Source organism: Halomonas sp. IOP_6 (genome assembly GCF_021151565.1).
GTDB classification, from domain to species: domain Bacteria; phylum Pseudomonadota; class Gammaproteobacteria; order Pseudomonadales; family Halomonadaceae; genus Vreelandella; species Vreelandella alkaliphila.
In genome coordinates, this window is record NZ_JAIRBO010000004.1 from 143,771 (window position 1) to 159,372 (window position 15,602).

14 protein-coding genes are annotated in these 15,602 nt (G+C 53.4%); 3 read left to right on the top strand and 11 right to left on the bottom strand.

Translation table 11 applies throughout. The features are described 5' to 3' along the window. Positions 1–35: 35 nt before the first annotated feature. The 6 genes from cysZ to K7H08_RS09080 all read right to left on the bottom strand — a co-directional run bounded on the left by cysZ (position 36) and on the right by K7H08_RS09080 (position 5,996). Positions 36–770 carry a sulfate transporter CysZ gene (gene cysZ / locus K7H08_RS09055; protein WP_038479688.1) on the bottom strand — a complete coding sequence of 245 codons (735 nt, stop codon included), beginning with the start codon at positions 768–770 and terminating at the stop codon, positions 36–38. A 68-nt stretch (positions 771–838) separates the two neighbouring features. Beyond that, the gene (phoU, locus tag K7H08_RS09060) at positions 839–1,564 is read right to left on the bottom strand and encodes a phosphate signaling complex protein PhoU (protein WP_231657737.1); all 726 of its coding nucleotides are present in this window, start codon (positions 1,562–1,564) and stop codon (positions 839–841) included. A 30-nt stretch (positions 1,565–1,594) separates the two neighbouring features. Continuing rightward, complete coding sequence (gene pstB, locus K7H08_RS09065; protein ID WP_038479682.1) at positions 1,595–2,410, bottom strand: phosphate ABC transporter ATP-binding protein PstB; 816 nt, start codon at positions 2,408–2,410, stop codon at positions 1,595–1,597. Then, positions 2,404–3,828, bottom strand: coding sequence for a phosphate ABC transporter permease PstA (pstA, locus tag K7H08_RS09070; RefSeq protein ID WP_038479680.1), 1,425 nt, complete (start codon positions 3,826–3,828; stop codon positions 2,404–2,406). The genes pstB and pstA overlap by 7 nt, the downstream gene beginning before the upstream one ends. Next, positions 3,828–4,946, bottom strand: a complete 1,119-nt coding sequence (locus K7H08_RS09075; protein WP_198348759.1) for an ABC transporter permease subunit — start codon at positions 4,944–4,946, stop codon at positions 3,828–3,830. The genes pstA and K7H08_RS09075 overlap by 1 nt, the downstream gene beginning before the upstream one ends. A 96-nt stretch (positions 4,947–5,042) precedes the next feature. Next, entirely contained in the window at positions 5,043–5,996 is a 954-nt protein-coding gene (locus K7H08_RS09080; RefSeq protein WP_038479676.1) for a PstS family phosphate ABC transporter substrate-binding protein, read from the bottom strand. Positions 5,997–6,080: 84 nt separating this feature from the next. On the opposite strand from K7H08_RS09080, the gene K7H08_RS09085 reads away from it, so the two are divergent. Further along, the gene (locus K7H08_RS09085) at positions 6,081–6,494 is read left to right on the top strand and encodes an acyl-CoA thioesterase (RefSeq protein ID WP_038479674.1); all 414 of its coding nucleotides are present in this window, start codon (positions 6,081–6,083) and stop codon (positions 6,492–6,494) included. Positions 6,495–6,573: 79 nt separating this feature from the next. Here K7H08_RS09085 and K7H08_RS09090 read toward each other — a convergent pair whose 3' ends face one another. The 3 genes from K7H08_RS09090 to hexR all read right to left on the bottom strand — a co-directional run bounded on the left by K7H08_RS09090 (position 6,574) and on the right by hexR (position 10,933). Then, positions 6,574–7,662: a TRAP transporter substrate-binding protein gene (locus K7H08_RS09090; RefSeq protein ID WP_038479672.1), complete on the bottom strand. Its 1,089-nt coding sequence runs from the start codon at positions 7,660–7,662 to the stop codon at positions 6,574–6,576. A gap of 136 nt (positions 7,663–7,798) precedes the next feature. After that, on the bottom strand, positions 7,799–9,997 hold the full coding sequence (gene uvrD / locus K7H08_RS09095) for a DNA helicase II (protein ID WP_095603398.1): 2,199 nt from the start codon (positions 9,995–9,997) through the stop codon (positions 7,799–7,801). Between the two features lie 81 nt (positions 9,998–10,078). Further along, positions 10,079–10,933 (bottom strand): transcriptional regulator HexR, encoded by an 855-nt coding sequence (gene hexR, locus K7H08_RS09100; RefSeq protein ID WP_038479662.1) that lies wholly within the window; start codon positions 10,931–10,933, stop codon positions 10,079–10,081. 280 nt (positions 10,934–11,213) lie between these two features. Between hexR and K7H08_RS09105 the strand changes: the two genes are divergently transcribed. Next, positions 11,214–11,426, top strand: coding sequence for a PA3496 family putative envelope integrity protein (locus K7H08_RS09105; protein WP_038479659.1), 213 nt, complete (start codon positions 11,214–11,216; stop codon positions 11,424–11,426). Between the two features lie 100 nt (positions 11,427–11,526). Here the strand turns inward: K7H08_RS09105 and K7H08_RS09110 are convergent, their stop codons facing one another. Continuing rightward, entirely contained in the window at positions 11,527–12,870 is a 1,344-nt protein-coding gene (locus K7H08_RS09110; protein WP_095603399.1) for a sodium-dependent transporter, read from the bottom strand. A 153-nt stretch (positions 12,871–13,023) separates the two neighbouring features. After that, the gene (locus K7H08_RS09115) at positions 13,024–13,878 is read right to left on the bottom strand and encodes a DUF72 domain-containing protein (protein WP_231657738.1); all 855 of its coding nucleotides are present in this window, start codon (positions 13,876–13,878) and stop codon (positions 13,024–13,026) included. A 334-nt stretch (positions 13,879–14,212) separates the two neighbouring features. Between K7H08_RS09115 and antA the strand changes: the two genes are divergently transcribed. Beyond that, positions 14,213–15,601, top strand: a complete 1,389-nt coding sequence (gene antA, locus K7H08_RS09120; RefSeq protein ID WP_038479651.1) for an anthranilate 1,2-dioxygenase large subunit — start codon at positions 14,213–14,215, stop codon at positions 15,599–15,601. The last annotated feature ends 1 nt before the right edge of the window (position 15,602 follow it).

A 15,602-nucleotide genomic window follows, 5' to 3' on the forward strand; every position in this document is an offset into this window, starting at 1 on the left:
AAATAGGTTGTGTCAGCGTTATAGCGATTAAGCCATCAGCGATGAGGCGTAATGTCGCGCGTGCCGCGGTAGTGGTCGTCCCACATTAATACGGCGCCTGCCACTGCACCGGGAATTAAGAACAGGTTGGCGAGAGGGATCCAGGTCACTAGCATAATCAACCCGCCGTAGGTGAGACTTGGCCACCACCGTTGCGATAGTCGTGTCCGCATATCGCGAAACGTTATCTTATTGTTATCCATAGGATAATCTAAATAAGTGATTGCCATGATCCACGCGGAAAAAAGGATCCACAAAACAGGGGCTATCAGGTTTAGGCCGGGTATCCAGCTAATAATAAACAGTATGACCATGCGTGGCAGGATATAGCCGAGTTTGACTAGCTCGCGACCCAAGGCATCGACAGCGGTTTTAGCGAGCCCACGGTCATCCAGGGGTTCACGCCCTGTCGCTTGACGTTCTACCTTCGCTGCTAAAAAACCATAGAAAGGTGCGGCGATTAAGTGGGTGACCAGGGTGAAGGTAAAAAAGATCACCAGCAGCAGGCTGATAAAAAACAGTGGCCAGATTAGCCATGAGAGCCACTCAAGCCAGCTTGGTACCATTGTCATAGCACTGTCTAGCCAACCAGAAAAGCGGTTGACCACGAAACTGAGCATGCTGGCATAAACGATTATATTGACCACGATGGGTAGGAAAATATAGCGCCGCAGACCTTTCTGGTATACCAAGCGAGTGCCTCGGCTCAGCGCTGTCATCGCATCCAACATGTTTGCTCCTTAGAAAAAACGCCCAGAGGGGATATCTGGGCGTATTGCAGGAGGAATCGCGTGCTAGGTCAAGATTTTTTAAGTACCTGCGGGTCGATCGCGTCGGGATCGCTATGGCGAATATCTAACCCTTTGACCAAGTAGACAACGTACTCCGCCAGGTTGTTGGCATGATCACCCACGCGTTCTAAGGCACGTAGCACCCACATAATGCTAAGTACGGAGCTAATCGAACGTGAATCTTCCATCATAAAGGTCATCAGCGAGCGCATGGCGCTACCATACTCGTCGTCAACGAACTCATCTTCGCGCACAACTTGCATTGCAAGATCGGTATCAAAACGAGCAAAAGCGGTAAGTGCATCGCGAAGCATTTTACGTACATGCTCGCTGATATGGCGTACTTCCACTAAACCGCGAATGTTGCCACTATTTTCGCTTAACAGCAGCGCATTTCGAGCAATTTTGCTGGCTTCATCGCCAATACGCTCAAGGTCAGACGTTGCGCGAATAACCGCCAGCACTAAGCGCAAATCGGAAGCCGCTGGCTGACGACGCGCTAATACCCGCGTACATTCATCGTCAATTTGCAGTTGCAGGTCGTTCACTTGGCGGTCATTGTCGCGCACTTTCTCAGCAAGACGGCTGTCACCTTCCAGTAGCGCAAAAACAGCATCTTGCACTTGTTTTTCCACCAGACCGCCCATGGCCATCAGGTGGGTTTTTAGCTCCTCCAGCTCTTGGTTGAACTGGCGAGAGATATGTTGGCTGTGGCTATCGTTCGTAATATCCATTGAGCACTCCTGACGTGATGTCTTTGGGGCCTAGGTGATGCGGCCGGTGATGTAGTTTTCGGTGCGTTGTAAACGCGGGTTGGTGAACACTTGATCCGTTGGCCCGTACTCAACGAGTTCACCGTGCTGCAAAAAAGCCGTGTAGTCAGAAACCCGCGCGGCTTGCTGCATATTGTGGGTAACCAGCACAAGCGTTAGCTGTGATTTAAGGTTACGAATCAGCTCTTCAATTTTCAGCGTCGAGATCGGGTCTAAGGCTGACGCTGGTTCATCGAGTAGCAGTACATCCGGCTGTACGGCAAGCGTACGAGCAATGACCAAGCGCTGCTGCTGGCCGCCAGATAGCTGCCAAGCCGAGCGGTGCAGACGATCTTTAACCTCATCCCACAGTGCTGCCGATGTAAGTGCCCATTCGATAATGTCGTCCCGCTTCCGCTTGGGTAAGCGTTGCTGTAAACGCAGGCCAAAGGCCACGTTTTCATAAATTGACATAGGGAAAGGGTTGGGTGTTTGAAACACCATCCCAACGCGCCGTCGCAACTCGGTAACATTCATGTCCGGGGCATGAATATCCTGACCTTCAAGCTGAATATGGCCACTGTGTGTTACCGATTCATTAAGGTCGTGCAGTCGATTAATCGCGCGTAGCAGCGTTGACTTTCCACAGCCTGAAGGGCCAATAAAGGCCGTTACACGGTGGCGTGGTAGGTCTAATGTTAGATCGCGCAACGCCATTTTCCCCGCATAAGCGAGGTGAAATTTTGCAATGCTCAAGCAGCGCTGTTCGGCAGGAAAATGCGTCACGGGCGCGAGAGCCGCTTTGTTGGACGATAAAGACGCTAACATTCGTTTCCTCGCTGACGCCTCAGATAATGACGCAGAAATATGGCAGTTAGATTAAGCACGAGTACGATTAACACCAGCAGCAGTGCGGTGGCGAAAACCAGCGGAATTGCGGCCTGCACATCTTCACCATGAAAGGCGGTATCAAATAAATGATAGCCGAGGTGCATAAACTTGCGCTCTAGATGAAGGTAGGGAAACTCACCATCTACAGGCATTTGCGGCGCTAGCTTGGCGACGCCCACTAGCATTAGCGGCGCCACTTCGCCCGCGGCTCTGGCGACGGCTAAAATCATCCCCGTTAGCATGGCGGGCGTTGCCATGGGCAACACCACCCGCGTCAACATTTCCAAGCGTGTCGCACCCAGCGCAACGGCACCTTCCCGCTGGGCATCGGGTATGCGTGCTAGCCCTTCTTCGGTAGCGACAATCACTACAGGTAACGTGAGCAAGGCAAGTGTTAGCGAGGCCCAAAGAAGGCCGCCGGTTCCAAATGTGGGTGAGGGCAGTTCATCGCTAAAAAACCAGCTGTCGATAGAACCGCCTACTCCGTATACAAATACGCCAAGGCCAAACACGCCATAAACGATTGAGGGCACGCCTGCCAGGTTGCGTACGCCAATGCGAACTAAGCGTGTTAGGCGGTTTTGGTGAGCGATTTCGTTTAAGTAAATGGCAGCGAGAACCCCAAACGGAGTAACGATCACTGACATCAGAATGACCATTAAGACGGTGCCAAAAATGGCTGGCCAGACGCCTCCGCCAGTATTTGCGGCGCGTGGCCCTTCACTTAGAAATTGCCAGATGCGCTGCCCCCAGGCGATGGTTTTTTGTCCCCAGGACATGGCATTTGGTGATTGAAAGTAGGTAACACTTGCCAGCGGCTGTCGAAGTATTTGACCATCGGCAGTGGCTAGCACTAACGTTCCAGGGGGCCGCTGCTTGACGGGTAAGGCAAGCGCATCATGGATGAAAGTCCAGGCAGCTTGTTCTGTTAACCGTTGATCGCCACTCTCCACCGTCATTAAACGGCCTATAAAATCACCCCATGGGGTGCGCGTTAAGCGGATAAGGTCGGCTGGCTCGGCCTGTTGGCTAATATCATCAATGGTAATCCACTGCCAGTTGCTTCCTGTAATATCCTGATTACCAGTGAAATAGAGCCGTTCTGACCCTGCTCCCTTGGGCAGCGTCGTTTCACGAACTGGCTGCCCAATGACGATATCGCCTGACTTGAGGGTAACTTCCTCTAATGGCGCTGGCCAAAAATGGCCTAACCCCCGAATCGTCAGCAGCGTTAATAATGCTGCCAACATTAATAACGAAAGCGCCACGCAGGCAGCACAAAGCCAAGGCCAGAGCCCGCTGCCGCTCATTTTTAAAAAACCAACGTTTGAAAAAACAGCCCGCTGCCAACGCATCAGAGTGAGCTCCCTAAGCGTTGATAGCGTCGGCGCAATCTCTGTCTGACAATTTCAGCTAACGTGTTCACCACAAAGGTAAAAATGAACAAGGCCAGTGCCGCCAGTATCAGTAAGTGATAGGTCAGCCCGCCTGGTGAAGCCTCGGGAAGCTCAATGGCGATAGAGGCTGATAGCGAACGTAACCCTTCAAACGGACTGGCACTAAAGAGCGCGGTGTTACCGCTGGCCATTAACACAATCATGGTTTCGCCCACGGCGCGGCCAGCGCCAATCATCACCGCTGAAAAGACTCCAGGAGCTGCCGTGGGTAGGGCAACTTTCCACAGTGCTTGCCAGCGGCTAGCGCCTAGCGCTTGAGCACCTTCCATTAAGGTAGGGGGAACATCGGCAAGTGCATCTTCCGCGAGCGAATAAATACTGGGAATCACCGCAAATCCCATCGCAATACCCACAATCAGTGCATTTCGGGTGGCGTAATCAAGGCCGTAACGTTGATCAAGCAAGCGTCGCAGGTCGCCGCCAAGCCAGTGTTGTTCAATGATGGGAGCAATCCATATTGCCAGTACAGCCATGCCAGCCAACCAGGGAATAAGCCATAAGCCTGCCCACGAAAGCGGTAGTCGTTGGCGAACGTGGACGGCCGTCCGATACCATAGATATCCCGCTAAGGCTGCACTAAGAGGTAGCCAAATAATGATCATCAAGGCACTGGCCAGGTTTCGTTCCACCCAGGGGGCGAGTAATAAACCGGCAATAAATCCGATGACAACGCCAGGCACTGCTTCCATCAACTCAAGCGTTGGCTTCAAACGGCTACGGAGCCGTGCTGACATAAATAGCGCAGAGTACATTGCCGCGCCTAGGGCAATGGGCGTTGCGAATAGCATGGCCGCCAGCGCGGCTTTTAACGTGCCCCAGGCAAGAGGAGAGAGTTTAGCGAGGCTGAACGTGTCGCCCAAGGCGAGCAGCGGTAGCGTTTCCCATACAAGGAAGACGCCAATGGCTAAAATTGCCAACAAAACACCAATACCACCGGCGGTGATAAGCCCGGTAGCAAGTCGGTCTTGTATATGGCGCAGCGGCTGACGCGAAAAGGGTAGCCGGGGAAGAGTCATGTCGACATCATAGAAAAGCGAAAGCCATCACGAAAATAAGCATGCATGGTCGAGTCTCCTTACCCTATCGTTTATTTATGACAATTAAATGACAGTTCACGGGTGTTGGCGCTGAGCATCACGCAGCTGATTGGGTAGCGGCACAAAGCCAGCTGCTTTGACAATCTGCTGACCCTCTTCCGAAAAGATAAGTGTCAGAAAGGCTTGCTCCACGGGCGGCAATGACTCGCTGGGTGGCAGGTTCACGTAAAGATAGAGATCGCGTGATAATGGGTACTTTCCTTGCTGAATAGAGCGTTCGTTGGGCGCAACGGCAGCTCCGGATTCATCTACTAGGCGTAGTGCGCGCACCATTGGATTTAAATGGTTGTAGCCTGCATAGCCCATAGCATTGAAGGACTCTCCTACCGCAGCAATGACCGCCGATGAACCTGGGTGTTCACTGATATCTAGGCGAAACTCGCCATCGCACAGGGCTCTTTCCTGAAAGAGGCCATGGGTACCCGACGCTAGGTTACGACCATGCAGGGCTATTTGGCCATAAGGCCAATCCGTCGCCGGTACCAGCGTACTCCAGCGCCGGATGGGGTGGGGAGCACCGCAAGCGAGGCTAGTTGAAAAAATCGCATCGACTTGTTGGAGTGTCAGGGTATCCAATGGGTTATGGCGATGTACCACCACCACTAATGCGTCCCGAGCAACACGAAGCTCAAGCGGTGGATAACCGTAGCGGTCAATAAACTGCTGGCGTTCTGCATGGGTCATGGGGCGTGACATCGGCCCTAGGCGGGTGGTGCCAGCCACTAAGGCAGTCGGCGCGCTGGCTGAGCCGCCGGCCTGAAATTGCAGGTTGATATCCGGGTGGCGGGCGCTTAAGGCTTCGCCCCAGCGCAGCACTAAGCCTGCCATAGTGTCAGAACCGACGGCACCTAACGTGCCGCTCACCGAGGTTGGCTGCCCCCAGGCAAGATTGCCCGCCATTAGAAGCCAGCCAGTCAGAAGCAGTAGCAGTTGATGTTTTCTCACACGTCGTAAATTGTAACGCTTCAAACGACACCCCTCTTGTGATTAACTATTACCAGCCTATTGCGATGCAGCAACATCACAACAATAACCTTTTGAAGCGACCACCTTATGACACCGCTGGACACCGATTTGGACGATGTACCTGCTCCGCAGGGGCAGCTCACCTTAAAGTTACTGGCTTCTCGGCAAGATACCAATCTCTATGGTGATATTCCGGGCGGTTGGTTAGTTAACCAGATGGATCAAGCCGCCGAGCTAGCTGCGGGCCGAGAGGCAGGCGGTCGCACAGCGACCGTGGCTATCGAAGCGATGGATTTTTTAAGCCCGGTGCGCGTGGGGTCTATGGTGAGTGTCTATACCTGCGTGCAGGAAATAGGCCATAGCTCGATTAAGATTGATGTTGAGGTATGGGTGCGCCCACCTCAAGGCCGTCACTTGGAAGAGCGACAAAAAGTGACCGAAGCGCGCTTTGTTATGGTGGCGTTGGATGATAATGGGCGTATCCGTGCGGTGCATAGCTGAGAGATTGGTTGACCATTAACATCGCAAAAGGGCGCCTCGGCGCCCTTCTTTGTGTCGCTACTAAAAGATGGCGGAATTTCTAGGCGCCGACATTATCGCGGTTTTTCAGGTAAGCGTATTCGCCTACATCACTGAACGGACGCACCAATTTCTGGAAGGCTGAGTAAGAGTCATAAACGCGGCGAGACTCTTCGTCATTGTCTACTTGGCGTTGGATCGCCTCTTTTGAAGATTCATACAGCGCTGCCATCACGTCTTCTGGGAAGGTGCGCAGTTGAACACCGTGTTCATCGACTAGTGTTTCAAGCGCCTGAGCATTACGGTAGGCAAATTCACTGATCATGGCGAGATTAGAGGCCCGTGCGGCTTCACGGATAACGTCTTGCAGATCTTCTGGCAGGGAATTCCAAGCGTCTAAATTGACAGTGCCTTCCAGCACGGCTGTCGGCTCGTTCCATGCGGAGGTGTAGTAGTAATCCGCCACTTGGTGAAGGCCAAACGCCATATCATTGTAAGGCCCGACCCAGTCCGCTGCATCAAGTGCGCCGGTTTGCAGCGAGGTGAAAATTTCTGAGCCTGCCATAGTGACGGTACTGACGCCAATGCCGTTCATCGCTTCGCCAGCAAGGCCTGGCAAGCGAAGTTTTAGGCCCTGCATATCGTCTAGGGAGTTAATCTCTTTTTTGAACCAGCCGCCCATTTGCGTGCCGGTATTACCGACAGCGAAAGGCTTAAGGTTGTGGTTGGCGTAGATTTCATCCCACAGTTCCTGACCGCCTCCGTGATACAGCCACGCATTCATTTCGGTGGTGTTCATACCAAACGGCACAGCGGTGAAAAACTGTGAGGCCGCGACCTTGCCGCGCCAGTAGTAGGATGCGGAATGCCCCATCTCTGCAGTACCCGCAGCGACCGCATCAAACACTTCAAGTGCAGGCACAAGTTCACCAGCACCGTGTACACGTATGCGCATGCGGCCATTGGAGAGCTGCTCGACCCGGCGCGCGAAGTCATTGGCACCTGTGCCAAGCGCTGGGAAGTTTTTCGGCCAGGAGGTCACCATATCCCAGGTATAGGTTTCGTTGGCGCTAGCAGTGGAAACAAAAGGTGCAGCAGCGACACCGGCGGCACCGAAGCCGGCGGTTTTTAGAAATTGGCGGCGTTGCATGGCGGGCATAACTCCGAAATTATCTGATGTTTTTTTATTAACGCGCAGTGAGCGCAGTGTCCATCAGCCAGTATGCGCTAAGCAGGTTTTAATGGGCAAGTGCTCGCCTACAGCTTTACGCTTACGTTAACGCCACTCAAAGAGGGGCGAGTTTGGCAAACCCTAGCACGAGCCATTTCACCCCTTCACCTTCAAAGCTGACCTGTACGCGGGCGCGGGCCCCTTCGCCCTCCGCATTAAGAATGATGCCTTCGCCAAACACCGGATGCATTACCCGCTGGCCAACATGCAGGGCAGGCAGGTCGCCGTCGCTTTCAACACGCTGCTGCGCAAAACTTGAGCGTGAAGCGGTAACGGGACGGGAAATATGACCACGTAGGCGGACTTCTTCCAACAGATGAGGCGGCAGTTCGCGTAGAAAGCGCGATGGCCTGGGGAACACTTCTTTGCCGTGCAGGCGGCGAGTTTCAGCATGGGTCAGGTAGAGTTTCTGCATCGCACGGGTAACGCCGACATAGCAAAGTCGTCTTTCCTCTTCGAGCCGCCCTGGCTCTTCGATCGACATTTTATGAGGAAATAGGCCCTCTTCAACACCGGCAATAAAGACTATGGGAAACTCCAAGCCCTTAGCAGAGTGCAGGGTCATCAGCTGCACGCTATCTTCAAACTCATCGGCTTCATGGTCGCCTGCATTAAGCGCCGCTTCGGATAGAAACGCTTCCAGCGCTGCCATGCCTTCGCCTGCCTCCGGGGTTTCGAAAGCATCGCCATGGGTAAAGGCGCGCGCAGCAGTCACCAGTTCTTCCAGGTTTTCCACGCGCGCCTGGCCTTTTTCGCCGCGCTCGCTTTTGTGATGCTCGATCAGGCCAGTATGAGTGGTGATGTGGTCGATAATTTCATGCAGCGGCAGGCCAGATGCATCGTTGTCTAATTGCTCAATGAGGTTGGCAAATGTCTGCACCGCGTTGGCTGCACGGCCTTTTAGCGTGCCGTCTTGAATGGCATCGTGCAGCGCCTGCCACAGTGAAATGCTTTGCTCTCGGGCGCGATGGCGCACAATCTCTACCGTGCGGGTGCCAATCCCGCGGGTGGGCACGTTAATCACACGTTCCAGAGAGGCATCGTCATCACGATTAAGCAGTAGTCGCAGGTACGCTAGGGCATTTTTGATCTCTAAGCGCTCATAGAAGCGATGCCCTCCGTAAATACGGTAGGGCATACCTTGGCGGATCAGCGTCTCTTCCAGTAAGCGCGATTGAGCATTGGAGCGGTAAAGAATGGCAACGTCGCGGCGATTAAACCCTTCATCGACCTTTTCTTTGATGGTATCGACGATATAGCGGGCTTCTTCTAAGTCGTTAAACCCGGCGTAAACAGAAATAGGGTCGCCTTCGACACCATCAGTCCATAGGTTTTTACCCAGCCGCTCGCTGTTATGACTGATCAGCGTGTTAGCGGCCTCCAGAATCGCGCTTGTGGAGCGGTAGTTCTGCTCTAGGCGTACGGTGTGAGTGTTAGGAAACTCCTCCTCAAAGCGGCGAATATTTTCCACTTTGGCGCCACGCCAACCGTAAATTGACTGATCATCGTCACCGACGGCGGTCATGGGTGTTTGCAGCCCAGTGAGTAGTTTTAACCACGCGTATTGCAGCGTATTGGTGTCCTGAAACTCATCGACTAATACATGACCAAAGCGCTCGCGGTAATGATTTAGCAACGGCGGGTTGTCACGCAACAGTTCTAGGCTGCGCAGTAGCAGTTCACCGAAGTCCACTAGGCCGCCGCGTTCGCAGATAAATTGGTAGCGCTCATAAAGCTCTACCATCTGGCCAAGATAACCATCGCCGTCCACGTTTACTTGGTGGGGGCGAAGTCCTTCCTCTTTGCAGCCAGAGATAAAGCCTTGCACTTGGCGGGGCGGGAAGCGCTCATCATCGATGGAATAATCTTTGAGCATCCGTTTTACCAGCCGTAACTGGTCATCGGAGTCGATGATTTGGAAGTGCTGTGGTAGCCGAGCATCCTGCCAGTGAGTGCGCAGTAGGCGGTGAGCGATAGAGTGAAACGTGCCGACCCAGACATGGCGCATGGAGATGCTCAGCAGCGCTTCCAGACGGGTGCGCATTTCCCGCGCGGCCTTGTTGGTAAACGTGACCGCCAGCAGGGCATAGGGCGAAAGCCCTTCGGCCTGCATTAGCCAAGCAATGCGATGAACCAGCACGCGGGTTTTACCGGACCCGGCACCCGCCAGTACCAGTAAGTTACCCTGAGGCGCGCTTACCGCTTCGCGCTGGGCAGGGTTAAGCTGATCAAGTATCGCCGTGACGTCGTCCATATAAGCCGCTGCCGGTTCGAAAAATGGGCGGCCAGTTTAGCACAGCCAGCGAACTGGCTGTGCATACAGTCGAATGGGCAACTACGGCTCTTCAGGAAAACGCAGCGTATTCAGGCTCTTCTTGACGGCTTTCAACTGCTCAGCCAACTTCGGACCGCGCGTTTTGGCAACGCCGACGGCGAGGACGTCGATAAGCACCAAATGGGCGATTCGTGAGCTAAGCGGCGTGTAGATTTCGGTATCTTCATGCACATCGATATACAGCGGCAGACTCACTTCGCCGGCCAGCGGTGAGTCACTCGGGCACAGGCCAATAACGGTAGCGCCTGCTTCGCGCGCCAAGCGAACGCTAGCGACCAGTGCTTTGGTACGGCCTGTTTGTGAGATGGCGACCACGACATCACCCTCTTTTAGCGTGACCGCCGACATATTTTGCATATGCGGGTCAGCATAAGCGGAGGTCGATATCTGCAGGCGGAAGAACTTGTGCTGGGCATCGAAAGCCACGGCACCGGAGGCCCCAAAGCCATAGAACTCAACGCGGTTTGCCATGGCGAGAGCGTTGACCGCACGCCCGAGGGCATCATTATCAAGCCGGTCGCGCACCGATAAAAGTGTGCCCACGGTGGAGTCGAAAATGCTGTGGGAAAACTCGGCAACCGAGTCGCTATCGTTCATAGAGAACTGGGCAAACTGACTACCACTGGCCAGCATCTGGGCAAGTTGGAGTTTAAAGTCCTGGAACCCGTTACAGCCGAGTGCGCGACAAAAGCGTACAACGGTGGGCTCGCTAACTTTAGCCTCTGTTGCGAGGTCGACAATCCGCATATGGATGACCTCGTCTGGGTTGCGCAGTACGAACCGCGCAACCTTTTGCTCGGAGCGACGAAAGTGCTCCATGCGGCGTCTCATTTCATCGAACAGGGCGCGGCTCACATTAAGCTCCTTAAATTCTCTTTAGTACTTATGCAGATATGCTCACGACAGTATGCCTGAGTGCTTGTTGCAACGTATGTTGCAGCAAGCACGATGCAGAAACAGTATAAATGCGATTTACTCATGCGTTTAAATGCCGTTAGGGCATTTCAACTGGATTCGTCATCATTTTGTCAAGTAGGTTATAGTAAGAAGTGAAGTGCCGCACTGCATCATTTAAATAAACAGTCGTCACGGATGCAGGTGGACGTAGGCATATTCACCTGGAGGAACGTCGATTATGAGAAACGTCGAACGAATCACCTCGGTAAAAAGCGAACTACTCGACATCTTTATGAGTATGGAAGTGGATGAGCATGTTGAGCGTCGGCGTAGTGCCGCCCAGCGCAGCCTGAGGGCGCGTAGGGGCATAGAGCTGCATCGGGAATTTCAGAAGTTATCGCGGGATATCGCCCCCTTGGCAGATGATGAGCAAGAGAGCGAATTGCACTAAGGTAAGGGCGGGTAAGTAAAGCGCTAACTAGCTGACGATAACCCTGGGCAAGCCAGGGCTATCTCTTGCTGGTTAAACATTACTGCCTAGAACTTGATGCTTAGAAGAAGCCTGCTAGGAAAACCACGGCTACCCCGATGGGGGCGACGTATTTAGCCAGCAGATTCCAGAGGCTATAGTCATAAACATCCATGCGTAGCTCTTTGCGTGACTCTTCTTTATCCAAGCAGGTCGCGAAGAACACAATCGCGCCAAGCCCTGTCAGCGGCAGCAAAATCTTACTGGTGAAGGTATCCAGTAGATCAAAGATGTTAAGCCCGAAGAACAGCACCTCAGACCACACGTTGAACGACAGCAGTGCGGCAACCCCTAACGCCCACACGGCAATGCCGCTAACGAATGTTGCCGCTAGGCGCGACAACGACGTGCGCTCTTCTAACGTTTCTACGACGGGCTCTAGCAACGAAATCGCCGATGTTAACGCCGCGAAGGTAAGCAGCAGGAAGAACATCAGACCCAGCACCGTGCCGCCTGCCATATTGCCGAAGGCCAACGGCAGCGTAACGAAAATCAAGCCTGGGCCTTCTCCCGCGCTGAGCCCATTAGCAAATACGATCGGAAAGATTGCTAAGCCCGCCAGCAGCGCGATCGCTGTATCCAGAATAATAACGGTGCGTGCGGTACTGATCAGGTTAACATCTTCGCCTAGGTAGGAACCGTAGGCCATCATAATGCCCATGCCCAGCGATAGGGTGAAGAACGCTTGTCCCATCGCGGCAAGTACAACACCGCCGTCAAGTGCATCCCAGTCCGGGCTGAACATAAAGGCTAGCGCTTCGCCAAAATGGCCGCTGGTCATACCATAGCCCACTAACACTAGCATCAGTACCACTAGTGCGGGCATCATGATGCGTGCTGCGCTTTCCAGGCCTTTGGTCACGCCGCGAGCGACGATACCAATGACGAGGATTATAAAGGCCGTATGCCAAAGCAGCAGCGTCGTTGGGCTAGCCAGCATGCCGCCAAAAAGGCCACTAATTGTGTCAGCATCTTGGCCGTTAAACGTTCCAATGACGGAACTAAGGGTGTAGTTCAGCGACCAGCCCCCAATAACACTGTAAAAAGACAGAATCAGGAACGCCGCTAATACGCCACTCACACCGATCAACGCCCACGCCTTGGATTTACCATGATTGGCTGCAAGGTCAGCCATGGTGTTAATTGGATTTTTCTGGCCACGGCGGCCAATCATCCATTCAGCCACCAATATGGGCAGGCCCACCAACGCCACGCAAGCAAGGTAGACAAGCACGAAAGCTGCCCCACCACTGTCGCCCACCATGTAAGAAAAGCGCCAAATGTTACCAAGGCCAACGGCTGAACCAGCGGCCGCCAGCACAAATCCCATGCGCGATGACCACTGTGCATGTGCAAGTTTTGCCATGAAATCACCTGTTTAGTTAATTGTAATAAGGCGTTATAAGCCTAATGTGCTGATTTTCGGAAAAGAGAAATGTTCTAACGTTATTTTCCGAAAGTACGCGCAATTTATCCGATCGTGGTGGGGGTTGCCAGTCAGTTAGCCTAAAAAGATCGGTCAAAACAGTTGGCTCTGCTTCTCGTCAGCGAATGACGCAAGAGCTGGCAAAGTGATGCGTTGTTGAACTTCATGGTACAAACAGCGCGCCAGTTCTGGTGACGCTCGGTTATCAGCAGTATGCACAAATAAGAAAGGGTTTTTCCCCTGACTTATCCACAGGATGAGCCTGTCTATCCACGGCGTGAAATAGTCCCTATTAATTGTTTTGTCAATATGGCCAATAAAGCGAATGACTGGATAATTTGCTGTGGAAAGCACGTGTAGCGGGAGTTTCGGCTTTTCTTGCTGTGCATGCGCTAAACCAGGATGGTCATTGGCGGGTGTTGAAAACAGCGGACGAACATCAAGCATTACGCGATTGGCTGAATAAGTTATTAACAAGCGGTTAAGGGCTTTTTCTGCCTCTCCTTTGAGGAAAAAAGCGGGGTGGCGTACCTCCACTGCGCACGGTAAGTAGGCCGGCCATTGAGCAAGAAGCGCTTCTAGCTGGGGGAGCTCCGAAGGGCCAAAATCACGTGGTAGCTGAACCATGGTAGGACCAAGGCGATCATGGAGGGGCGTGAGTGCCTTGAGAAACGCCCAGGCATTTTCTGGCTGGGTTAAACGCTGGTCATGGGTGACTGTGGCAGGAAGTTTAAAGCAGAAACGAAAATGAGGTGGTGTTTGCCGCGCCCACGCGGCCACCGTTTCTGCCTTTGGTGCGCCGCTATAAAACGTTGTGTTGCCCTCAACGCTTGAAAAGACCGCCGCATAATCGCTTAACAGGTCAGTTTTGGCATGCCTTGGATAGAGAGTGCCAAGCCAATCCTGATTGGCCCACATGGGTAGGCCAAGGTAAAGCGGTAGCGTCATGTTAAGGCCTTTCGTGGTTATCTTTATACTAGTGTAACTGTTTCATAGAAGCGTTTAGGCGCTTTTCTAGGGCATTGTTTCTAGGGCATTGTTTCTAGAACATTGTTTCTAGAACATTGTTTCTAGAACATTATTTCTAGGGCACAGTTTCTAGGACATTGTTGCGACGATTAAATAGACTAGAACTACTTGGGTGAGCATTGGCGCCGATCCGGACTGCTCTCGGAGGATGAGCAAAAAAGTGCATAGTGTTCCTCCAAGAACTGCATAGTGAAGGCTGGGGGAAGCCTCTAGGGTTAGACGTACCTCATAAGTAATAAAAAGGTAACGACCCATGACTGCATATCGCTCCCCCTCCGACTGGCAGGCTTTCGTCGAGAGTTGTATCGACTTCCGTCCTGATGAAGGCGTTTTTAGGGTTTCTCGTGACATGTTCACCGATCGGGCGCTGTTCGATCTCGAAATGGAACTCATCTTCGAAAAGCAGTGGATCTTCGCCTGCCACGAAAGCCAAATTCCCAATAAGAACGACTTTATTACCATGCAGGCTGGCCGTCAGCCGATGATCATCACTCGCGATGGCAAGGGAGAACTGCGGGCGCTGGCCAACACCTGCCAGCACCGTGGGGCCACCCTGACCCGGGTTGGCAAGGGCAACCAGTCCACCTTCACCTGCCCGTTCCACGCCTGGTGCTACAAGTCCGATGGCCGCCTGGTCAAGGTCAAAGCGCCGAGCGAATATCCCGAAGACTTCGATAAGGCCAGCCGTGGCCTGAGCCAGGCGCGCATCGAAAGCTACCGTGGCTTTGTCTTTATTAGTCTGGACACAGAATCCACCGTCAGTCTCAAGGAGTTCCTCGGTGACACCACGCTGTTCTTCGACATGATGGTCGAGCAAGCGAAGGATGGTGAGCTGGAGGTGCTACCCGGTGAGTCCCGTTACACCTTCAACGCCAATTGGAAGCTGCAGAACGAGAACGGTCTGGATGGCTATCACGTCAGCACTGTGCACTATAACTACGTTTCTACCGTACAGCACCGCCGTGAGCTGGAAGCCCAGAAGCACGGCAGCAGCGGCGATACCCTCGACTACAGCAAGCTAGGTGCCGGCGACAAAGATACCGACGATGGTTGGTTCTCCTTCAATAACGGCCACAGCCTGTTGTTCAGCGACATGCCTAACCCCCAGGTACGCCCTGGTTACGCTGCGGTGATGCCTCGCCTACTAGAGCAGCTCCCCCAGGAGCGTGCTGAGTGGACCATGCATCGCCTGCGTAACCTGAATATCTACCCCAGCCTGTTCTTCATGGATCAGATCAGTTCCCAGCTGCGCATCGTGCGCCCGGTGGCTTGGAACAAGACGGAAGTGATCAGCCTCTGTTTGGGCGTGAAAGGCGAGTCCGATGCTGATCGCGAGAATCGTATCCGCCAGTTTGAGGACTTCTTCAATGTCTCTGGCATGGGGACCCCCGATGATCTGGTGGAGTTTCGTGAGCAACAGCGTGGCTTCGAAGCGCGGGCCACTGAGTGGAATGACATTTCCCGGGGCTACCAGTGCTGGGAGTACGGCGAGACCCACAACAGCCAGGTGCTCGGGATTAAACCGGTGATCACCGGAACCGAGTTCACTCATGAGGGGCTCTACGTCAACCAGCACGGCAGCTGGCAGCAAATGCTGCTCGCAGGTCTCGAGAAGAAAGCACTCAAGCTCCAGGAGGTATAAG